General features: G+C 52.7%; 16 protein-coding genes. 9 read left to right on the top strand and 7 right to left on the bottom strand.

What is annotated here, in order from left to right:
* Positions 1 to 37 precede the first annotated feature (37 nt).
* The 3 genes from ychF (at position 38) to IPI86_RS13815 (ending at position 4155) form a co-directional block, all read left to right on the top strand.
* The gene (gene ychF / locus IPI86_RS13825; RefSeq protein ID WP_345298597.1) at positions 38 to 1096 is read left to right on the top strand and encodes a redox-regulated ATPase YchF; all 1059 of its coding nucleotides are present in this window, start codon (positions 38 to 40) and stop codon (positions 1094 to 1096) included.
* Between the two features lie 78 nt (positions 1097 to 1174).
* On the top strand, positions 1175 to 2134 hold the full coding sequence (locus IPI86_RS13820; protein WP_345298596.1) for a hypothetical protein: 960 nt from the start codon (positions 1175 to 1177) through the stop codon (positions 2132 to 2134).
* A gap of 164 nt (positions 2135 to 2298) precedes the next feature.
* Positions 2299 to 4155, top strand: a complete 1857-nt coding sequence (locus tag IPI86_RS13815; RefSeq protein WP_345298595.1) for a M3 family oligoendopeptidase — start codon at positions 2299 to 2301, stop codon at positions 4153 to 4155.
* Positions 4156 to 4164: 9 nt separating this feature from the next.
* On the opposite strand, the gene IPI86_RS13810 is transcribed toward IPI86_RS13815, so the two are convergent.
* A complete protein-coding gene (locus tag IPI86_RS13810) occupies positions 4165 to 4506 on the bottom strand; it encodes a type II toxin-antitoxin system VapC family toxin (protein ID WP_345298594.1) in 342 nt (113 codons plus the stop codon).
* Between the two features lie 264 nt (positions 4507 to 4770).
* Here IPI86_RS13810 and IPI86_RS13805 point away from each other — a divergent pair, with 264 nt between their 5' ends.
* Positions 4771 to 4989 (top strand): YtxH domain-containing protein, encoded by a 219-nt coding sequence (locus IPI86_RS13805; RefSeq protein WP_345298593.1) that lies wholly within the window; start codon positions 4771 to 4773, stop codon positions 4987 to 4989.
* A gap of 72 nt (positions 4990 to 5061) precedes the next feature.
* Here the strand turns inward: IPI86_RS13805 and IPI86_RS13800 are convergent, their stop codons facing one another.
* Positions 5062 to 6246, bottom strand: a complete 1185-nt coding sequence (locus tag IPI86_RS13800) for a glycosyltransferase family 4 protein (RefSeq protein ID WP_345298592.1) — start codon at positions 6244 to 6246, stop codon at positions 5062 to 5064.
* Positions 6247 to 6375: 129 nt separating this feature from the next.
* Between IPI86_RS13800 and IPI86_RS13795 the strand changes: the two genes are divergently transcribed.
* The 4 genes from IPI86_RS13795 (at position 6376) to IPI86_RS13780 (ending at position 9925) form a co-directional block, all read left to right on the top strand.
* The gene (locus IPI86_RS13795) at positions 6376 to 6765 is read left to right on the top strand and encodes a response regulator (RefSeq protein ID WP_345298591.1); all 390 of its coding nucleotides are present in this window, start codon (positions 6376 to 6378) and stop codon (positions 6763 to 6765) included.
* A 24-nt stretch (positions 6766 to 6789) separates the two neighbouring features.
* The gene (locus IPI86_RS13790) at positions 6790 to 8085 is read left to right on the top strand and encodes a UDP-glucose/GDP-mannose dehydrogenase family protein (protein ID WP_345298590.1); all 1296 of its coding nucleotides are present in this window, start codon (positions 6790 to 6792) and stop codon (positions 8083 to 8085) included.
* Positions 8086 to 8251: 166 nt separating this feature from the next.
* Positions 8252 to 9154 (top strand): methyltransferase domain-containing protein, encoded by a 903-nt coding sequence (locus IPI86_RS13785; protein ID WP_345298589.1) that lies wholly within the window; start codon positions 8252 to 8254, stop codon positions 9152 to 9154.
* Between the two features lie 33 nt (positions 9155 to 9187).
* Complete coding sequence (locus IPI86_RS13780) at positions 9188 to 9925, top strand: hypothetical protein (protein WP_345298588.1); 738 nt, start codon at positions 9188 to 9190, stop codon at positions 9923 to 9925.
* Positions 9926 to 9985: 60 nt separating this feature from the next.
* On the opposite strand, the gene IPI86_RS13775 is transcribed toward IPI86_RS13780, so the two are convergent.
* The 5 genes from IPI86_RS13775 to IPI86_RS13755 all read right to left on the bottom strand — a co-directional run bounded on the left by IPI86_RS13775 (position 9986) and on the right by IPI86_RS13755 (position 18336).
* Entirely contained in the window at positions 9986 to 13192 is a 3207-nt protein-coding gene (locus IPI86_RS13775) for a substrate-binding domain-containing protein (protein ID WP_345298587.1), read from the bottom strand.
* An 82-nt stretch (positions 13193 to 13274) separates the two neighbouring features.
* Complete coding sequence (locus IPI86_RS13770) at positions 13275 to 13598, bottom strand: cupin domain-containing protein (protein ID WP_345298586.1); 324 nt, start codon at positions 13596 to 13598, stop codon at positions 13275 to 13277.
* Between the two features lie 200 nt (positions 13599 to 13798).
* The gene (locus IPI86_RS13765) at positions 13799 to 15340 is read right to left on the bottom strand and encodes a hypothetical protein (RefSeq protein WP_345298585.1); all 1542 of its coding nucleotides are present in this window, start codon (positions 15338 to 15340) and stop codon (positions 13799 to 13801) included.
* The gene (locus IPI86_RS13760) at positions 15300 to 15689 is read right to left on the bottom strand and encodes a hypothetical protein (protein WP_345298584.1); all 390 of its coding nucleotides are present in this window, start codon (positions 15687 to 15689) and stop codon (positions 15300 to 15302) included. The genes IPI86_RS13765 and IPI86_RS13760 overlap by 41 nt, the downstream gene beginning before the upstream one ends.
* A gap of 175 nt (positions 15690 to 15864) precedes the next feature.
* On the bottom strand, positions 15865 to 18336 hold the full coding sequence (locus tag IPI86_RS13755; RefSeq protein ID WP_345298648.1) for an AAA family ATPase: 2472 nt from the start codon (positions 18334 to 18336) through the stop codon (positions 15865 to 15867).
* A 292-nt stretch (positions 18337 to 18628) separates the two neighbouring features.
* Between IPI86_RS13755 and IPI86_RS13750 the strand changes: the two genes are divergently transcribed.
* Positions 18629 to 21358 (top strand): SUMF1/EgtB/PvdO family nonheme iron enzyme, encoded by a 2730-nt coding sequence (locus IPI86_RS13750; protein ID WP_345298583.1) that lies wholly within the window; start codon positions 18629 to 18631, stop codon positions 21356 to 21358.
* The last annotated feature ends 32 nt before the right edge of the window (positions 21359 to 21390 follow it).

Below are 21390 nucleotides of genomic sequence, written 5' to 3'. Positions count from 1 at the left end.
CCCGATAGTATAACAAACTCTCACGAATAAGGTCAAGATGAAACTAGGAATTATCGGACTCCCCCAATCAGGAAAAACAACCATTTTCAACGCGCTCACGCGCAGCAACACCCCCACCAGCGCCTCCGCCGGACGCATCGAAGTCCACACCGCAGTTGTGGATGTACCCGACCCGCGCGTGACCAAACTCTCTGGAATGTTCAACCCGAAGAAAACGATCTTCGCCAAAGTGACCTATGCGGATATTGCCGGACTGGAATCTGGTTCGGCCAAAAGCGGCATTTCCGGGCAACTGTTGAATCAACTCAACCAAATGGAAGGCTTGATCCTCATCGTGCGTGGATTCACGGACGAGAACGTCATGCATCCCAGCGGGACCGTTAACCCACTGCGCGATGTGGACGGCATGTTGACCGAACTTCTGCTCAACGATCTGATCGCCGTGGAAAGAAAGCTTGAGAAGTTGACCGAGGAACGTAAAAAAGGCGGCACCGACAAGGTCGTCAATGCGCGCCAGACAGAGTTGTTCGAAAAACTTCACGCAACGCTTTCAGATAACAAACCCCTGCGCAGCATGGAATTCACGAACGAAGAACAAAAGGAACTTGCCAGCTACGGCCTGCTCACCCGCAAACCCATTCTCACTGTGTTCAACATGGGTGAAGGGCAAACTGCACCAGACGCCCAACTCGATCATCCCAGCGTGGCGTTGATGGGCAAACTCGAAATGGAGATCGCCCAACTCAGCGCGGAAGATGCCGCCGTTTTCATGGAAGAATACGGCATTAAAGAATTAAGTTTGAACCGAATGATCAACCTCTCGTATGACCTGTTGAAGGTACAGACCTTCTTCACCGTCGGCGAAGATGAAGTGCGCGCGTGGACGACAAAACGAGGCGCAAGCGCAGCGGAATCTGCCGCGGAAATTCACACCGACCTGCAGCGTGGATTTGTCCGGGCGGAGGTCGTTGCCTACGAAGACCTGGTCAGCCTCGGGTCCATGAATGAAGCGAAGGCCAAAGGGAAGTTAAGACTCGAAGGCAAGGAATATCCAGTTAAGGATGGTGACATTATGCACATCCGATCCAGTCTATAATGTAGTTGATACACCCCTCTGGTTTTTATATAATGAGATTGCGGAAAATTCCGCAATCTCATTTTTTGGGAGGGCACCATGTTTAGAGAGCGTGGGGTATGGGGGGCCATACTGTTATCGCTAAGTTTTCTGTTTGTTCTGGCTTGTGGGATCTCGATCACGCCAGACACCAGTTCCCCGCCTGCATTTGACCCAACCAAGGCGGCACTCGAACTTCAGGCCACCAGCATGGCCCTTCAATTGACTCAGGCCGCATTGAACGCACAACAGGCTGTTCAGCCAACTTCACCCCCACCCCAACCGACCATTGCACAACCAGAAGCGCCCGCACAGGTGCAGCCCACGCCCACACAGGATGTGGAAGCGCGCATCCGCGCCGCCAATGTGCTGGTCTACGAAAACACGGACGAGTACGGCATCGGCATGTGGATTCAAGATGCGCTTGACAACATGGGCATCAAATATACACAGACCGGTTCCTACAGCGGACATTTCATGGAGTATCTCAACTCCGGCACCAAATACGACCTGATCATCGTCGGCGCGGAAGCGAAGGACCGCATCTCTGGTGAGTTTTGGGATGTGATCAACACCCGCCTGACCCGTGACAAAGTGGCGCTGATCGCCGAGGTTTGGTATCTTGATACCGAGGCGAATGGACCGATCAGCAAGATATTAGGCGGTTGCGGAATTCGCTACCAAAAGGATTATTCACTGGCCGATTCGATCTACTGGTGGGACCCGACGCATCCGATTTTCAATGAACCGAATACGGTGCTTCCGCTTCTTCACTATGACCGATACTGGGCCAACCAAACCGGAGATCAGATTCGCCTCGGCGGCTCCGGGGATGCGGTGCTGCTGGCAGGCCTCGCCGCGCGGAAATCGAACGAGGAAGGCGTGCTGGCCACCTGCTATGAAGGCCGAGTCATCATCCAGACCTTTTCGGATCATGATTACAAAATGGCAGATGTGATCCCGCTGTGGGAGAATTACATCCACTACACGCTGAAGAATCACTTTTTGGCTGTGCCATAATGCTCCCAGCGGCATCCGCCACTCAAGCAGGTCACGTTTCAAGCGTGACCTGCTTTCTGAGCAAATCAATTCCATACTACGGTAGCATCAAAAATCCGTCCCCATGACGTATAATTTGCAGGCTGCAAGTCGCATCCTGCAAATTATTTTTTGGAGAAAATACAATGGCCTATACTCAATCCAAATGGAGCCTGGCTCCGCTTTACCCCGGTTATGAAAGTGCCGAACTGCAAAACGCATTCGACATGATCGAAGAGCAGGTCACCTCTTTCGAAGGGGTGCGCGGAAAACTCAACCCCGAGATTTCTTCCGAACAATTCATGCAGATCGTCCGTGCAAGTGAAGAGACGGTGCGCATCGCGAACAAGTTGTATTCCTTCGCAGGCTTGTCTTTCACAGCCGATACACAGGATCAGGCTGCACAATCCCTGCAAAACCGCGCCCTGCAATTTTTAGCGGAGATCGAAAACCGCACGATGTTCTTCAGCCTATGGTGGAAGGAAGTGGACGAAGCCAACGCCAAACGCCTGTTGGATGCCGCTGGCGATTATCGCTACTATCTCGAAGCGCTGAGACTGTTCAAGCCGCACACCCTGACCGAGGCGGAAGAGAAGATCGTTAACATCAAGAATGTGACTGGTTCCAACGCGCTGATCAATCTCTACGATGCGATCACCAACCGCTATACTTTCAAAATGCGCGTGGGCGGCAAAGAAAAGGAAATGACCTCGTCGGAACTTCAATCCTTCCGCTATAACACGGACCCGAAGGTGCGCGCGGAAAGTTATCAGGAGCAGTTCCGCGTGTATGGCAATGACGGCGTGATCCTCGGGCAGATGTATCAGACCCGTGTACGCGACTGGCACAACGAAAACATTGACATGCGCAAATTCGGCAGCCCCATTGCGGCGCGGAATTTGACCAATGATATTCCCAACGAAGCCGTTGATGCGCTGTTGAACACAGCCCGTAAGAATGTAAAAATCTTCCAGCGTTATTTCAACCTGAAAGCCAAACATGTCGGCATGAAGAAACTGCGCCGCTATGACATTTATGCGCCCGTGGCACGCTCAAAGAAAACCTACGGATTCGATACCGCCGCAAATATGGTCCTGGAGGCTTTTTCAGCCTTCGACCCGAAAGTGGCGGAATTGGCAAAGCGCGTGTTCGATGAAAACCGCATTGACAGTGAAATTCGCAAGGGCAAGCGCGGCGGCGCGTTCTGTTGGTCTGTCCTGCCGGAGATGACTCCGTGGGTGCTGGTCAACTATCAGGGGACGGGACGCGAGGTTGCGACGCTGGCGCATGAACTCGGTCATGCCATCCATTCCATGCTGGCGGCGGGACACAACACCTTCTCGTTCCAATCCTCTCTCCCGTTGGCAGAGACCGCATCCACATTTGCGGAGATGATGCTGATCGACAAGATGCTGGCCGAAGAGACCGACGAATCCGTTCGGCGCGACATCCTTTTCAAGCAAATGGACGATGCCTACGCCACCATTTTGCGCCAGTCATATTTTGCGCTGTTCGAAAAGCAGGCGCACGAAATGGTGCAGAAGAACGCCTCAGTGGATGAACTGTGCGCGGCGTACATGGAAAACCTGAAAGAGCAATTCGGTGATTCGGTGGAGTTGAGCGACGAATTCAAGTGGGAATGGGTCGGCATTCCGCACATTTACCACACGCCGTTCTACGTGTATGCCTATGCCTTCGGACAATTGCTCGTGCTTTCGCTGTATCAGCAGTTCAAAGCGGAAGGCGAATCGTTCAAGCCGAAGTATCTCAAAATCCTTTCGGCAGGCGGATCAGAAGCGCCGGAGAAAGTCCTCGCCGAAGCAGGCGTGGATATTCGCTCGGCGAAGTTCTGGCAGGGCGGTTTCGATGTGCTCGAAAAACTGGTGAGCGAGTTGGAACAGTTGCCAGCGGATAAGCCGAAGGTGAAAAAGGCTGTGGTGAAGAAAGCGGCGAAGCCTGTGAAGAAGAGTGGGAAGAAGAAAGAAGTAAGAAGAAAGAAGTAGTAGGTAGAGTCAAAACCTCCGAGTTCTCGCGAAGAACTTGGAGGTTTTTTTTGGGTTTATACAATTTGCCACTTCATGCCACAGGATACTGAATTCCCACTGTAAGATAGCATCCTCAACAATTGCCTGCGCGATAATCAAACGGTCAAATGGGTCTTTATGATGATTGGGCAGAGATTCAACGGCAAAGATATGCGATGCTTCAACTGGCAAAATCTCGATTCCATTCTTCTGTTGCTGGCTAATCATTTCCTCCAGTGGGATTTTGATTTGCAATTTACCGAAGGTTGCTAAGCTCGGCCAACCCACCCGCGCCAGCGCCGCGTACCCACACCCCACTCCACACAACATGACCACTCCCCCGGCCCCCCGATTATATCCCACTCCCCTCCCAGGTACGAAAAATCACCTCTATCGTTATGGAAGGCAGAAATGCAGACCATGATGAAGGACACATCACACCATTGCCGCCACGCACCTCCCCACATTCGCCGTGGTTTCGTGGACGGTTTGGCACAATTGTTTGAAACAATGAACCCTGTAAATATCTTTTACCCCAATCAGCAGTATAATATTTTTAGCAAAACAAAAACAACCAAGTGAAGGAGAATTCACATGCGAAGAATGTTCGGTTTTCTGATCGGAATTTTGGTGGGGGCGTTGGTCGGCTCTACGATTGCATTGCTCATGGCGCCTGAATCGGGCGAGAAACTGCGCGGCGAACTGCGCGACCGCGGACAGGGCTTCATGAACGACGTCCGCCACGCGGCAAATTCACGCCGCATCGAACTGCGCGGACGGTTGGAATCGCTGCGCGCACCGCGGGAAATGTAGGCTGGCAGGGGTGCGTCGCACCTTACTCGACGGGATTCATCCCATCGAGTAGATTCTGCTGATTAATGAGGCTCATCCACCCGTCTGGTGCGACGCACTCATAATCACCGACCTGTAAAACTCCACCACCCGCTCCATCGTCCGCCCGTACTCTGCTTTGGCAGAGATCATGTTTGCATTGAGACCTGCCGCCTCGCGCCGCAGGTCTTCTCTTTCCAGCGCGATCAGAATCGCATCGGCAATCGCCTGCGGATTGTTCGGGTCAACGAGCAGGCCGTTTTGCCCGTGCGTGATCCACTCGCGGATGGATTCCAGATCGCCAGCCACGGGGAAACATCCGCAAGCCATGCCCTCGATCAACGAATTCGGCGTGCCATCGTGGACGCTCGGCGAAACCACGATCTGCGCCCCGCGAAAGACCTCCCCCATCTGCGCGTGCGAAAGCGGCGGGTTCAACTGCACCGCATGTTCGATGCCCAACTCCTGAATCCATTTCAACGCCTGCGCCTCGCCCTGCATCGACGAACACACAAAACGCGCATCGCTTCGTTTCGCCAGCACCAGCGGAATCGACTTGAAAAACGCCTCATTTTTGACATACGCCCGAAATCCACGCGGATTGATGATGACAGGCTCTTTCACAAATTCTTTTGGAGGATAAAAAACATCGCCTCTGATTCCGCCGTTGCCTGGTGCCACCAACGTAGGCGACTCAGCGCCCAAGCCCCATGTTCTCGCGAGGCGGATATCCCGCTCGCAATCGGCGTGGAGCGCATCCACGGCCTTCATCACCTTGCGCGTGTAATATCCCATCAACGGCGTGGACGGCGCGTGCAAAGTAAAGTCATTGCCCCAGATGGAAACGATAAAACGTGGTCTCGATACTCGACCACCAGATAATGCTTCAGCCGCCAGCATCCCTTCATACGGCACGCGCAACGCGTGGACGATATCGGGCTGAACCTCTTGAATAAACGCGCGCAATTTTCTCGCGGAGCGCGAAATGGTCAAAGGGCCGAGCCACTGTCTGATAAGCGTACGCAGGCCGAGGGTCCGCGAAGAACCGCTGCCCGGGGTGGAAGTCTGCTTTTTGACGGCGCTAAAGGCCACGGGGGTCAATTCCAGCCGCTTGACCGGGAAATCCAATTCACAAGCAAAAGTGGAAGCGAGATAGACCTCGTCGCCGCGTTCCGCGAAGTAGCGAATCCAGTTTCGAGAGATCGGAGAACGGCCATCAGCCACAAAGAGAATTTTCATAAGGTGTAGTGATTATACCCATTGCCATCTCCCTCTCCCAATGGGAGAGGGCAGGGTGAGGGTCTTCGTTTGGCACCCGTTTGGGAACCGTACATTGCCCGTAAACGCGAGACGTAGTATATTTGCGGCATGAGCAAAGGTAGTGTATTGATCGTCGAAGACAATATGGACACCTATGAACTGGTGAATTTCATCCTGCAAAAGGATGGGTTCGATACTTTTCTGGCGGTGAACGGGCGTGACGGTGTCGATGCGGCGATCAAACAAAAACCTGACTTGATCATCATGGATCTATCCATGCCCGAAATGGACGGTTGGGCAGCGACCAGCCTGATCAAGAGAAACCCCACAGTGAAATCCATTCCAGTCATCGTTTTAACCGCGCACGCATTACCGGGCGACCGTCAGCGCGCAATGGATGCCGGCTGCGACCAATACATCACCAAGCCGATGGACCTGGGCGAACTTGTGGAAGTGGTCCATTACTGGATCAAAAAAGCCAATTCGTCACACCCCTAATCTTTTTTTCAAAGAGGAACAAACATGAAACAAATCTGTGTCGTCGGCGTCGGATACGTCGGCCTTGTCACTGCGGCCTGTTTTGCCGATCTCGGAAACCGTGTCACCGCGCTGGATGTGAACGAGAAGCGCGTTGAAAACCTCAAAAAGGGCATCATGCCCATTTACGAGCCCGGTCTCGATGAACTGGTAAAACGCAATGTTAACGCGGGACGCATCACCTTCACTACCTCCTACAAGGAAGCCTTGAAGGACGCCGAATACGCTTTCATCGCGGTGGGCACCCCCTCCGGCGAAAGCGGCGAAGCGGACCTGCAATATGTGGCCGCAGCGGCCACATCCATCGCAGAGAATATGACCGCTCCGCTGGTCATTATCAACAAATCCACGGTTCCGATCGGGACCGGTGACTGGGTGGCCGACATTGTGAAGGGTGCCCAGCCCAAGCCGATGCAATTTGCCGTCGTCTCCTGCCCCGAGTTTTTACGCGAAGGGTCAGCCATTGGTGATTTCATGAGCCCGCACCGCACCGTGATCGGCTCGCTCGATAAGGACGCCGCGAACAAGGTCGCGCACCTGCATTTGCCCTTGCGCGCGCCCATCGTCATCACCGATCTGCGCACCGCTGAAATGATCAAGTACGCCAGCAATGCCTTCCTCGCTACGAAAATCTCCTTCATCAACGAACTGGCAGACCTGTGCGAACTGGTCGGCGCGGATGTAAAGGAAGTGGCCGCCGGTATGGGCTACGACGCGCGCATCGGCCGTCACTTTTTGGATGCAGGCCTCGGCTGGGGCGGTTCCTGCTTCCCGAAGGATGTGGAGGCGCTCGCCTTCATGGCCAAGGAAAAGGGACTCAATCCGCGCATTCTCAACGATGTGATGGAAGTGAATTACGACCGCCGCACCACCGCAGTCAAGCATGTGGAAAAGATGATCGGCAGCGAATTGAAAGGCAAGACCATCGGTCTGCTCGGTCTGGCGTTCAAACCCAACACCGACGACATGCGCGATGCCCCCTCCATTGATATTGCCGCTGCGTTACTCAAGGCGGGTGCGAAGGTCCGCGCGTATGACCCCGTGGCGATGGAAGTGGCCCGTCCCATTTTGCCCGCCGTCGATATGTTCGATGAGCCCTACAAAATGGCGAAAGACTGTGACGCGCTCATGGTCGTCACTGAATGGAACGAATTCAAACAGCTTGACCTCGAAAAATTGAAGGGTCTGCTCAAATCCCCTGTCATTTACGATGGGCGCAATATCTACGATCCGCGCTTGATGAGGGAAATGGGCTTCACCTACCGCGCCATTGGACGATAGTTTCAGTTTGATCGTTCGTTCATCAAATAGTCGAATGGTCTGCAAAGGCCATTCGACTATTTTGCCTATTTGACCAAAAACTAAAAAAACACTACACTACGAAACAAGGCGAGTATGGACTATCCATCCTCATCCTATCCATCAAAACAAGAAACCACAAAACTACATGACCAATCCCCCCGTTTGTAACTACGAAGGCTCCGATTATCAGCAATCCTTTTGGGAACAGGGCGGACGCGAATACGAAGACCGCGCCGAAGCCATTGCCCTGAAAAGGATGCTCCCCCCCAGCGGAAAACTCATGCTCGAACTCGGCGCAGGCGCAGGCCGCAACACACCGCGCTATGCGGGCTTCGAGCGCATCGTCCTGTTGGATTACTCCACCACCCAACTAGCGCAGGCCCAGCAAAGGCTGGGGCGTAGCGAACAATACATCTACGTCGCTGCCGATGTGTACCGACTGCCCTTCCGTCAGCATCAATTCGACGCCGCCACCATGATCCGCACCCTGCACCACATGGCTGATGCCCCCAAAGCCCTTGGTCAGATCAGGAACGTTCTCGGCTCGAACGCCGTCTTTATCCTTGAATTTGCGAATAAGCTCAACCTGAAGTCGATTCTGCGCTACTGGCTGGGACGCCAGGATTGGAACCCGTTCAGCCTCGAACCCGTGGAATTTGTGAAGTTGAATTTCGATTTTCACCCCAAGGCTATCCGCAATTGGCTGGGCGAACTCGGCTTCTCCATCGAGAAAACGCTGACCGTTTCACACTTCCGCCTCGGATTGTTGAAACGTGTCTTCCCTGCCAAATTCCTCGCCGCGCTGGATGGCTTGTTCCAGCCCACGGGCGCACTCTGGCAATTCACGCCCAGTGTCTTTCTGAAGGCAAAAGTGAATGGCAATGCTCAAAACGCCGATATTCCCTCGAACGTGATCGGCCTGTTCAAATGCCCCGAATGCACAGGCGAAAACTTGCAGGAGAAAAATGATCACCTGCTCTGCCCGAACTGCAATGCGCGCTGGTCAGTGAACGACGGCATTTACGATTTCCGCGAAAAAATGAAGTAGCACCACCAATCCTGCAAGGCTGGGAGATGCGTCATGACGGACCCTCAAAAACCACTGCCCCACGTTCAACCGTTCGTGGAAAGAAAGACCCAACCTCCGCGCAAAAACAGAGTGGATACGCGAGGCCTGTTGAGTATTGTAACCATGTTTGTCAGTCTTGCAGCGCTAACCTTATCCATGTTAGGAGCGGCGAAATTTGTATTCGATATTTTTGACGACGGCCTTGCCAACAGCCTTGACGGGTTGCCGATCAAGGTCATCGTTCTCGGAGTTATATTTTTCTTCGGATGGGGAATTGGATTGGTTAGTATTCGTTTTTTTGGAAATCTGGTCTATCCCATGATCATCAAAACCTACTCGTGGGCCTGCCTTGTTGCAGTTGGAATTCTTTATATCAAGGTGATCCAGAAATTATATATGCAGAAATATGACTTAACCCATTTCTGGGCATATCTGGCCATGCTATTGGGCGGGCTATTTGTGCTGATTTGCCTGCACCTGCTTGTGGAAGATCACGATCTGCGTCCCTTCGCAATCCCATTATTAATCATTAGCGTTATTCAGTTATTTACAATCACCATTCGATATGTCTTTATTGCAAATCCAAACGGGCTGATGTTGTTCGGCGATTTTACGATCTTCGGGGTGATGATCTCAATCTCGGCCCTCATGCTCATGCATATCGGCATCCTTTCGCCGCTGCGCGATCAGATCAATAATCTATTCACGCATAACCGAACCCCCAGCAAAAACGGAAACAGCGCAGGATAAATCAGTAAAAACAGCCGCAGAGCATAGATGCTCTGCGGCTGTTTTTATTTAATGGTTGTGTTACTTTACCAGTGGAAGGCGGATCACAAATGTGCTGCCGGGGAAATTCGTTTCGTCGTGGCCGTTGCTTTCGACCCAGATATTTCCCTGCAGCGCCTTTACGATACCCGCAGCGATCGCGAGTCCAAGCCCGGCGCCGCCGCCTTTGTAATTGGTGCGGCTGGAGGAATGCAATTCCACCGTTCCCAATTGGAACAATTTCTCAAAGATGATCTTGTGGTGTTCGGCGTCGATGCCGATGCCCGTATCTTTGATACGGATCTCAGCCTGTTTGCCCAGACGCGCATCCTCAACCACACTTGCAGAGACTGTAATGGAACCACCGTCAGGGGTGAACTTGATTGCGTTGACGATGACATGGTCCAACGCCTTCTTGAGCAGTTCAGGGTCCGCCAAAAGGGGGGGAATTTCCTTTATCGCTTCATCAAGCTCAAATTTAAGTTGACGCGTTTCCAGATCCTTCAAATAATCCTTGTGGATCAACCGTAGGAGCAGATTCAAGCTAACCGGCTCCACATGCGGATTCGTGATCTGGTTATCCAACCGTGCCACATCGAGCATGCTGCTGACGACCTGATGCAAACGATTCGTGCCCTGTGAAACGCCTTCGATGGCCTGCGATAGAACGTTATTGGCCTGAACCACCGGATCCACGCTCAACATGCCGAGATAGCCTTTGATAACCGTAAGCGGTGTGCGCAATTCATGCGCAGCCACCTGAATGAACGCAGACTTGTTCTTGTCATGTTTTGCCAGCGTGTTGTAGGCGTTATTCAACTCTTCCACGCGCTGAGAAACCATGCGCTCCATCATTTGGTTGATGCTGGTCACTTCGTCGTACAAACGCGCGTTTTCCAAAGCGACGATGGCCTGCATGGCAAATGTGGCGGCCATCAAACCGTCATCCTCATTGAATCCGCTGTGTGTACGGCTGAGCATCAGCAAACCGATGACTTTATCCTTCGAGTAAAGCGGCACGCCCATCCATGAATGATCGCGCGGCAGCCAGGACGGTTGACGCCAGTCTTTTACAGCGTCTACATTATGAACGAGCAGGGTTTCGCCTTTTCGTGCAATGGTCTTGTAGAAATCCTTGCCATCAAGCTGAATATTGAAATCGGACACATCCTGATCGGCGGGCAGACCTTGATGTGAGCGGATACGCGGCACACCGTTGACATCTTCCATGAGCAGAATGCCGCGATCATAGGGCAGTACCTGCTGTAATTGTTCGAGAATCTGATGCGGGAGTTTTTCGATCGTGGTCAAAGACGATAACTGGCGCGAAGAACGAGCCAGCGCTTCCGCCCCGCGACGACGTATCTGCTCGGACTCAAAAAGTTTTGCATTTTGCGAAGCGGCTTTCTCGGCGGCATCCCGTGCACGGGCAAGTTCCACTGCCCGTTCACGCGCCTCACTCAAGAGACGTTCCACTTCCTGCTGTGCCTGTTCGCGCTGCTGCACAAGCATGGTTCGCAGGAGGGCGCTGGAAAGTAAATTCTTCAAGCGCATGTAAATATCCCAATCCGTCGGACCCATCTCCGCCCACATGAAACCAAAACGATTGCTTGCCAATGCCAGGGGCATGACCACGGCAGCATAGCGATGATCTTCAGGGGTCTTGCCGCGCGGCACGAGACGTCCCGTGGCGATTGCAGATTTTTCCTGCGGGATCTGGAATTTATCCTGATCGTATTGCAAGAGCAGGCGATAACTTTCCGGGGTTGGGGATAATACCGAGCCCGGCGAAGCGAAATCGCTGTAGAACATCAAGTACCAGCGGTTCAAGCCCAGCACCGGGAAATGCTTCGAAAGCGCATCACCGATCTCTTCCAGGGTCATGGCGGGAGCCATGGAGAAGCTGAAGTGATTCAGCGCTTCTTCCTGTTGTTCAAACTGCAAACGGCGGAAGGCCTGCGCGCGCTGCGACAACTCACCCACCAGCATACGCGCCTGTTGGAAGAGATTCTCCGCGCGTAACATGGTGGTATTACTTGTAATGCCGCCCAGCGCATAGCGTCTGAAAATGGAAATGACATTGTGCCAGGTCGTAGAGTCATAATTGGATCGCTGCAATAACTCAACCATGGTCTGGATCATCTTCAGGAATGAGTCGCTTTTGTCCAATTCGCGCAGGCTGACCAGGAAAATATCCCAAGTGCGTCCAAACACATCGATGTATTGAGCCCGCTCCGGACTGTCTTCCGGAATGCCCGCCGCGCTAAACAGCGCACGGATGGCGGCGTCGCGTTTATTTTCCAAACGCCCGGTGTGTGACACTTCCTTGGGAAGTACCACCGCCCGTTTTACGTTTTCCGGCAAACAACCGCAAGACCAGCGCACCACCAGCTGTGCAGGCATGACATTAACGTCATTTACCTTCTCGCCGTTCATGCTCTTTAGAAGGGCATCAAAGGCTCTTTTCCCCGTCTCGAAAAAGGGCTGGTTTACCGTGGTGAGCGGCACGCCCATTGATTTTGATTCACTGACATCGTCAAAGCCGGTCACAGCGATGCTATCGGGCACTTGAATGCCGCGCTGTTGCAAAACCTCTATGGCACCAAAGGCCATGCGGTCGTTCGAAGCCGCGATCGCCTGAACACGAACCGCCCGTTCATCCAGCAGGGTGCGCACTGCGGCGCGTCCGCTTTCGGTGGTGTAATCGCCATCCACGACGAGACGTTCATCGAAACGGATGTCATGTATCTTCAGTTCTTCCAAATAGGCATTGAAACGTTGGTCGGCTTCCAGATGTCCTTGCATTCCCCGAATAAATGCGATGCGTTTGTAACCGTGCATTTCGATCAAATGGCGGATCATCGCACGCATGCCGCCTTCATTATCCGCAATAAAAGAGGGTACACCCTCCGCCGGTATCGCAAATGAGACAAGCGGTGTCGGCGAAAAAATTCGACAAAAATCCCTGATCGCTTCCGCTTTGGTGCCGTGGCTCAAGTCGGCGGAAAGCAAAATGCCGTCGAAATGACCAGGTTTGACCAGGTCATACAACCCATAGGAATACCCGCCGTGCTGGGGCGAGGCAATGGCCGTGGGTCTGCCGCCCACAAAACAAACCACGTTGATATCGCTGGCACGGGCTGAATCCAGGACGCCATCCATGAACTCAGCGCCCCAACTGCGGCTTAATTGTGCACCGAGTACAGCAATTGTTCTTCTTTTACTGGCAGACTGATTTGGAAGTGTCATTTTGAGTGGCGAAATTATACGTCAGGAAATATGAATCGTGTCTGTCAATTTTGAAAAGAAATGAATTTGTCACACTGCATTTTTATGCGCGGATCATGGTCAGCAGCATTTTGAATCTCTCCACGGCAAACAGTGCGTGCGGCTCGTTGGCAGGCATGACGATGGCATCCCCCGCTTTCAAATCAAATGGGTTTCCTGAAATGGTCACCCGAGCTTCGCCTTCCAGTACGTACACGAGCGCGTCGAATGGAGCGGTATGCTCGCTCAAGCCCTGTTCCTTATCGAATGCAAACAGGGTGACATTCCCGGCATCCGCTTTGGTGATCTGACGGCTGACCACGGCGGCATCCTGATAGGACACCATTTCCGCGAGGGTTAAAACTTGTGATTTGGGTGCTGTAGACATGTGACCTCCAAAAAAGCAGGTCACACCGTGGGTGTGACCTGCAAATTGTATGTTATTTGATTTCGATCTGGTAGGAGGCGAGTTCTCTCGTAAACCTTGTTGTGCCTGAAACAACCAGATATGCTTTTTGACCGGGCTGCAACGAGATCGAGATATCGGCAGTCTGATCTGGATTTAGCGGGATCATCGTCACGCTTGAATCACTTGTCAGGATGAGGGCCAGCCCAAAGGTCTGGGGGAGAACGTTTTGGACCTCGGACAAATCCCTTCGCTTCCCAGCCGCCATCGTCCGCTTCAAAATCGGAGCTGTAGCCTGCTGCATCGACCTTGACATCATCCAGCAAAAAGCCTTCGCCGTTCACTGCTGCATCCGTGACATATTCAAAACGGACAAACACCTTCTTGCCAGCAAACTGCGAAAGGTCAACCTTTTCCTCTTTCCAGCCGCCTGTTACGCCCGTGTAGCCCCAGCCGTATGAATTTCCGGAGGGGTCAGTGTCGGTGCCCGAGGGCGTGGTGACGATCTCCCAGGTAACGCCATCTTCCGATGTTTCGAGGTAGAGGTAATCCCAATCTGTTTCGATATCGTACCAGGTCTGGTAGGAGAGTTCGATCGGGCCGCTGACAGTGGTGAAGTCGAATTCGCGCGTCAGGGTCATATCCGATTCGTCACCCTTGTTCGACCAAAAGGCATATTCACCGGAAGCGGGATCGGCGGGCAACAGCCCCGTGACCGTTGAGCCAGTGAACGAGATCGTGTGATCGCCCGCGCATTCGATGGCGATGTAATCGACACCATATTGATGCACATCGCGCTTGATCGGGGTTTGCGGACAATTGAAAATCGTCTCAGTTGCAGAGGCGCGATTCGCCGCAGGATAATTGGTATAAATATAGCGTCCATCACCAACCGACGCATCAAGCAGGAAGTTGGTTGTAGCCCAATCCATGAAGAAGGCATCGGCGCTGATCGGCTGTCCACTGACGGAATCGGTGGCATCGATCTGGCGCAATACATTCTCAACGCTGTCCAACCCATTTGCGGGGTCTTTGACGAGCGCCTTGGTGGCATCCTCACCAAAACGGTCGAGGAAGTAGGTCATGAACAAAAAGCCTGCACCATAATGCGGTGTGGTGGCATCCTGATCATTGGGCCAGTCATTCAACTGCATATCGGGGTCGGTGATATAGAGCCAGTCAAAACCACCGGGGTCATATCCATTGAGGAATGCCGCGAGTTCAGACGAACCTTCATTCAACCATGAGGTTTCATTCAGATCCTGATTCCAATGGATCATATGTTGGAACTCATGCGCCAGCACACCGTAAGTAAACTCTTCGCCAAGGAAGGTATTATCGGCATTGAAGAGGAACATCTCATGGGCATTGGAGAATTCATGCACCAGCGGATGCACAGAATCGGCGGAAGAGAAGTAACCCGCAATGGAGGAGCCCAATCCCCTGGAATACAGGATATAGATATGCTCATCGCCATCAATGCCGGGTGACCATTCATCGCCGAAGAATTCGCGATTGGTTGGATAAATTTTATTCTCGAAGGCATCCATCAAAGCTTTCATTTCGCCGTCATCGTACGACACACCATCCTGCACCCAAAAATAAACATGCGGTGTGACATAGCGCAGCGTAGCTTGAACTTCAGAGTTCTCATTGGTACCCACGTCGGTTACCCAGAATGTATCAGTATCGCCGACGACACGCGGAGCAGCAGTGGTCGCCATGACATCCGGGGATGTCGCATTTCCCTTCCATGCGACAGGCCAATTCCTTCGGTTCATTCGGCGGGACAACTGTTGTTTCCAAAATTTGAAGAGTCTCACCGTTGATGGATTCAACCGGCGGACGGATAACTTCCGGTTCAACCGCAGGCGTGGGAGGGTCAACGGGGAAAAGCGGATTGTCGGTCGGCGGCTCACTGGTTACCAATACAGGAGCGGATTGGGAAAATGCATAATACCCATACCCGGCCATCCCGGCGACCAGCACGCAGATGCAGCACAACAAAACGACAATGCCGATCACAACGGCTGAAACACCTGATTTGCTTTCTGTCTCATTATTTTCGATCATTTTCATCCTCTGGATTTTTAAAAGATTGCCTCATCATACCGTGACTGAGTGAAAAAGGGATTAGGAAATTGGAGGGAGGGGAAGGCTGAAAGAAGAAAGACGAAAGAAGTATTACATCTTCTTTCGTCTTTCTATTCACTGTTTACTATTCACTTTGCTTTGTACTATTCACTTCTCACGCATCAACCTGCTGTTTCGGGCTCTTTGCAGGTGCTACTTCGGTGTGAAAAATGATCTTGTTCGCTTTTTCATCCACATCGACCTGCACCATGGCGCCGTCTTTGAATTTACCACCGAGCAATTCCACCGAAAGCGGACTCTCGACATATTTCTGGATCGCACGGCGCAGCGGACGGGCACCGAAGGCGGGGTCGAAGCCTTCCTTGGCGAGCCAGCCGCGCGCGGCATCAGTCAACTCAACGGTGATGTTGTGTTCGTTCAAGCGGTCCTGTACCTCTTTCATTTGCAGGACAACGATGCTTTCCATTTGTTCAAGCGAGAGCGGCGAGAACATGATGGTCTCATCCACGCGATTGAGGAATTCGGGGCGGAATGCGCCTTTGAGCGCCTTCTCGATCTTTTCATGCATGGCACGTTCATCGCCGTCCGATTTTTGGGTGAGGAAACCCAAAGTGCCGCCTTTTGTCACATATTCAGTGCCCAGGTTCGAGGTCATGATTAAGACCGTGTTGCGGAAATCCACAACTTTACCCTGACCATCCGTCAAACGGCCGTCATCCAAAATTTGGAGCAGGGCATTCCACACTTCGGGATGCGCCTTTTCGATTTCATCAAAGAGGACGACGCGATACGGACGCCTGCGGACTGCTTCTGTGAGTTGGCCACCTTCTTCATAACCGACATATCCGGGAGGCGCACCGAACAAACGGCTGACCGTATGCTGTTCGCGATATTCAGACATGTCGATGCGAACCAACGCTTCCTCATCATCGAACATGAACCAGGCGAGGGCTTTTGCCAACTCGGTCTTCCCTACACCAGACGGGCCAATAAAGATAAATGAACCGATCGGGCGGGCGGGATCCTTCAGTCCGGAACGTGCGCGGCGAATGGCATCGGAGATGGCGTGAATGGCTTCGTCCTGACCGATGATACGTTCATGTAAACGCGCTTCCATGTGCAACAATTTTTCTGATTCAGTTTCAAGCATTTGATTAACAGGAATGCCCGTCCACTGATGCACAACAGATGCGATGTCATCCACATCCACCACTTCATCGAGTTGATGATCGGCTTCCCATTTATCACGCTTGACCGTGTATTCCTGTTCGAGGCGCAGGCGCTCGGCTTTCTTTTGCGCGGCACGTTCATAATCGCGTTCCAAACCAGCCTGCTCTTCTTCCGCGTGCAGACGATCCACTTCACCTTTCAAGGCTTTGAGATCGGGCGGCATGGAATACAAAGCAACACGCAATTTCGCGGCGGCTTCGTCCATCAGGTCAATGGCTTTATCGGGGAGGTGACGATCGGTCACGTAGCGATCAGCCAAACGGGCGGCGGCAGTGAGCGCCTCATCTGAAAAATGGATCTTGTGATGCGCTTCATAACGGTCTCGCAAGCCATGCAGCATCTTGATCGTATCGTCTACACTTGGCTCGTCAACATAAATGGGAGCGAAGCGGCGTTCGAGCGCGGCATCTTTTTCGATATGTTTGTGGAATTCATCGAGCGTGGTCGCGCCGATGCATTGGAGTTCGCCGCGGGCCAGCGCGGGCTTGAGCATATTGCTCGCATCCATCGCACCTTGAGCTGCTCCTGCTCCGACGACGGTATGCAACTCGTCGATCATCAAGATCACATCACCCTTCGCGCGCTGCACTTCATCCATCACAGCTTTAAGGCGTTCTTCGAATTCACCGCGGAAGCGTGAACCTGCGATCATCGCGCCAAGGTCAAGCGCAACGACTTTCTTGCCCGAAAGGATTTCAGGCACATCGTTGCTGGCGATCTTCTGCGCGAGGCCTTCTGCGATGGCAGTCTTGCCCACGCCCGCTTCGCCGATCAAAACAGGGTTGTTCTTCGTGCGGCGGGACAAGATCTGGATGAGACGCAAGATCTCTTTATCGCGGCCAATGACCGGGTCCAGTTTGCCTTCGCGCGCCAGTTGGGTTAAGTCGCGTGAATATTTTTCCAGGGTTCGATAGCGGGTCTCCGCCTGCGGATCTGTAACGCGTTGTCCGCCGCGCAGGTCTTGAATGGCATCATACACACGGTCGCGAGTGAGACCGGCGCTTTCCAAAATGCGGGCAGCGGGAGTGTTGCGCTCGGTGAGAATGGCAAGGAAGATGTGCTCGGTGGAAATGTACTCATCTTTCAGACGATTCGCTTCTTCGTTGGCAAGGTCAATGATCCGCTTGACGCGAGGCGTGATAAATATCTGCCCCGCTCCGCCACCGAAGATATTCGCCTTCGGGCTGGCGCGCAGGGTGGCATCGAGTCGCTCAGTCAACGCCTCGGCGCTGACGTTCAATTTCTCAAGGATCTGGGGAATCACACCGCCTGGCTGCTCGATCAACGCCAGAAGAATGTGTTCTGTATCAATTTGGTTATGCCCGTAACGCTGAATGATCTCAGCTGCCCGCTGGGCGGCTTCCTGGGCTCTCTCTGTAAATCTGTCAAATCTCATCATGGGAGTTGTTCCTTTTCTAGCAAAAAGACCCAGGGTCTCCCCGGTTGGGGATAATTTCGAAGGCCATCAGGGTCTACTGTGACAGAAGCGATTATAACAAAAGCCAGATTTGCAGGCTGTATACAGGGTGTAAGAGGTATGTTAGATTTTTCAGGATGTAGTCACTCCCATTTGTCTAAAACCTATTGTATAATTCCGACACTCCTTCCGGGGAAACATCCATTTTTAGAATATTTCTGGAATCTCCACCACCCACTAACAATCACATACAACCTAAAAGGCACCTGCTATGGATAACCTTACTGGAAAACATATCGACCGATACGAAATCCTTGAACTTCTAGGCACGGGCGGTATGGCCATGGTTTATAAAGCATACGACCCCCGACTCGAACGCGAAGTGGCGATCAAGATCATTCGTCGCAGCGCATTTCCGCCAGAGGTTTTGGATGACATGGTCAAGCGTTTTGAGCGCGAAGCCAAGTCACTGGCAAAATTGTCACATGCAAACATTGTGAAGGTGCTGGATTATGGGGAATTCGAAGGCTCACCGTATCTGGTGATGGAATATTTCCCCGGCGGCACACTCAAAGAAAAAATGGGCGAACCTGTCGCATGGCAGGACGCGGCACGCATCCTTTTGCCCGTTGCACGGGGTGTCGAATACGCCCACGACCGCGGCATCATCCATCGCGATATCAAGCCCGCGAACATCCTGATGAACGAAAAGGGTGACCCCACCCTGTCCGATTTTGGGATTGCCAAATTACTTCAAGGCGAATCAAAAAATAACCTGACCGCTTCAGGCGCAGCCGTCGGCACACCAGAGTATATGGCCCCGGAACAATGGACAGGCGAGACCAGCACAAAGACAGACATGTACTCCCTGGGAACCATTTTGTATGAAATGATCACCGGACGCAGACCGTATGTGGCCGATACACCGGGCGCGGTTTTCCTCAAACAAGTCACCGAACCGCTGCCACTCCCGAGAAAATTCAACGCCAACCTGCCAGAGATGGTTGAACAGTTTTTGCTCAAGACCCTCGACAAAGACCCATCCAATCGTTACGAAGATTTTCGGGCCTTCATCAAAGAACTTGAAACCTTGCTGGGTGACGATACGCTCAGCAACATGGAAAAGGTTGCCCCCAAAAATACGTTTGAAAAAGAACAATGGGAAAAGCCCACCACACAAAAAACGGACCGTGAATCACCCCCAAAACAAGAAAACGCCCCTCGTAAAAAATTTCCAGTTTTTGCTGGGATTGGCGGAGGAGTGCTCCTTCTCCTGTTGATCGCATTCTTCGCGCTTCGCAACAACCCGACATCTGATACCACACCGACAGAAACCTCCGCCCCGTCAGCGGATTCGACCGCCACTGCAACCACAGTTTCTGTTTCCAACACAGAACCCACCGCTGGCCCGCAAAAACTCGACATCGGTTCCGTCATCATTTCCGAAACAGATGGCATGAACCTGCTCTACGTCCCAGCGGGCGAATTTACAATGGGCAACTACGCCGATGAAGCCGTGCTCGACTGCGAAAAATCCAAATCGGAAGCGCTCAATGAATACAATTGTTCGCGCGAACTATTCCTTGATGAGGAACCGCCCGCCCCGGTGAATCTCGATGCGTTTTGGATCGATGAAACCGAAGTGACCAATGAAATGTACGCGGAATGTGTCGCCGAAGGCATCTGTGCCCAACCGACAGATATCAGTTCCTCCACCAACGCCAGTTACTACAACAACCCTGCCTTCAAGGATTTCCCGGTCGTCTATGTGGACTGGAACATGGCGAAAACCTATTGTGAATGGGCCGGGCGCAGGCTACCCACCGAAGCCGAGTGGGAAAAAGCCGCGCGCGGCACAGACGGCCGCGTATATCCCTGGGGGTTTGAACCTCCCAACAGCAACCTGCTAAGCTACAGCGAAGGCGTCTACATCCGTGATACTGCCGAAGTTGCCGAAAGCCTTGATGGCCGAAGTTTTTACGGCGCTTACGACATGGCAGGCAACGTCTGGGAATGGGTGAACAGCGCTTACGAAAAATATCCCTACGATGCCACCGATGGCCGCGAAGAATTCAAAGCCGTAGACGAACCACGTGTAATGCGCGGGGGATCGTGGCGCACCAATAATAGCGAAGTCCGCTCCGCCAACCGTTCCGGCGACTTACCCACAGCTTCCTATTTTAGTGTGGGAATTCGCTGTGCCCGCAGCGAACAACCCGGTGACGCCCTCATTCCGCCCACACCTGTTCCAACCGAAATCGGCAAGCGGGATACCGAAAATTACGGAATCGGTGACACCATGACCAGCGAAGACGGGGCCACACTCGTGTATGTACCAGCAGGTGAATTCATCATGGGCAGTGACGATGGCAAAGCCGACGAAAAGCCCGTCCACAAAGTGTATCTTGATGCCTTCTGGATCGGCGAAACCGAAGTAACCAACAAACGCTATGAAGCCTGTGTCAATCAAGGCACATGCTCGCCGCCAGCTTCATTTTCATCCTACAATCAAAAAGGATATTACGGTTATCCACAATTCATTAATTACCCCGTCCTCTACGTAAGCTGGGACCAGGCAAAGACCTATTGCACCTGGGCAGGCGGAAGACTCCCCACCGAAGCCGAATGGGAAAAAGCCGCCCGCGGAACGGAAGGCCAGACCTATCCGTGGGGTAACGCCACCCCCAACAACAATCTATTGAACTACAACTCAGATATCTTCGACACAAGCGAGGTCAAGAAATATCCCGATGGTCAAAGCATCTACGGCGCGTATGACATGGCTGGCAATGTTTGGGAATGGGTCAGCAGTATCTACAGACCATATCCCTACAACAGCCTCGATGGCCGCGAAGATATGACCCTTGAAGATTTTCGCGTTCTGCGCGGTGGATCATGGCTCGTCAGCGACGCGGACGTGCGCACCTCCAATCGTTACTTCCTCGACCAAAAGACCACCTTCAACAACTTGATCGGTTTTCGCTGCGCCCGTTCGGAATAAATAGTCCGTTGTGTGCAAAATAAATCAAGCCC

It is taken from the genome of Candidatus Villigracilis affinis (genome assembly GCF_016705895.1).
GTDB lineage: Bacteria > Chloroflexota > Anaerolineae > Anaerolineales > Villigracilaceae > Villigracilis > Villigracilis affinis.
Note: the sequence above shows the minus strand (reverse complement) of the source record. Positions and strands in the feature narration are given on the sequence as shown.

Excerpts from the sequence above, each read along its gene's own strand:
- IPI86_RS13820 (WP_345298596.1), top strand. The coding sequence starts at position 1,175 with ATGTTTAGAGAGCGTGGGGTATGGGGGGCCATACTGTTATCGCTAAGT.
- IPI86_RS13810 (WP_345298594.1), bottom strand. The coding sequence starts at position 4,506 with ATGTTGTGTGGAGTGGGGTGTGGGTACGCGGCGCTGGCGCGGGTGGGT.
- IPI86_RS13760 (WP_345298584.1), bottom strand. The coding sequence starts at position 15,689 with ATGATCGAAAATAATGAGACAGAAAGCAAATCAGGTGTTTCAGCCGTT.
- IPI86_RS13805 (WP_345298593.1), top strand. The coding sequence starts at position 4,771 with ATGCGAAGAATGTTCGGTTTTCTGATCGGAATTTTGGTGGGGGCGTTG.
- IPI86_RS13765 (WP_345298585.1), bottom strand. The coding sequence starts at position 15,340 with ATGGCGACCACTGCTGCTCCGCGTGTCGTCGGCGATACTGATACATTC.
- IPI86_RS13755 (WP_345298648.1), bottom strand. The coding sequence starts at position 18,336 with ATGAGATTTGACAGATTTACAGAGAGAGCCCAGGAAGCCGCCCAGCGG.
- IPI86_RS13775 (WP_345298587.1), bottom strand. The coding sequence starts at position 13,192 with ATGACACTTCCAAATCAGTCTGCCAGTAAAAGAAGAACAATTGCTGTA.
- IPI86_RS13785 (WP_345298589.1), top strand. The coding sequence starts at position 8,252 with ATGACCAATCCCCCCGTTTGTAACTACGAAGGCTCCGATTATCAGCAA.
- ychF (WP_345298597.1), top strand. The coding sequence starts at position 38 with ATGAAACTAGGAATTATCGGACTCCCCCAATCAGGAAAAACAACCATT.
- IPI86_RS13780 (WP_345298588.1), top strand. The coding sequence starts at position 9,188 with ATGACGGACCCTCAAAAACCACTGCCCCACGTTCAACCGTTCGTGGAA.
- IPI86_RS13795 (WP_345298591.1), top strand. The coding sequence starts at position 6,376 with ATGAGCAAAGGTAGTGTATTGATCGTCGAAGACAATATGGACACCTAT.
- IPI86_RS13790 (WP_345298590.1), top strand. The coding sequence starts at position 6,790 with ATGAAACAAATCTGTGTCGTCGGCGTCGGATACGTCGGCCTTGTCACT.
- IPI86_RS13750 (WP_345298583.1), top strand. The coding sequence starts at position 18,629 with ATGGATAACCTTACTGGAAAACATATCGACCGATACGAAATCCTTGAA.
- IPI86_RS13815 (WP_345298595.1), top strand. The coding sequence starts at position 2,299 with ATGGCCTATACTCAATCCAAATGGAGCCTGGCTCCGCTTTACCCCGGT.
- IPI86_RS13800 (WP_345298592.1), bottom strand. The coding sequence starts at position 6,246 with ATGAAAATTCTCTTTGTGGCTGATGGCCGTTCTCCGATCTCTCGAAAC.
- IPI86_RS13770 (WP_345298586.1), bottom strand. The coding sequence starts at position 13,598 with ATGTCTACAGCACCCAAATCACAAGTTTTAACCCTCGCGGAAATGGTG.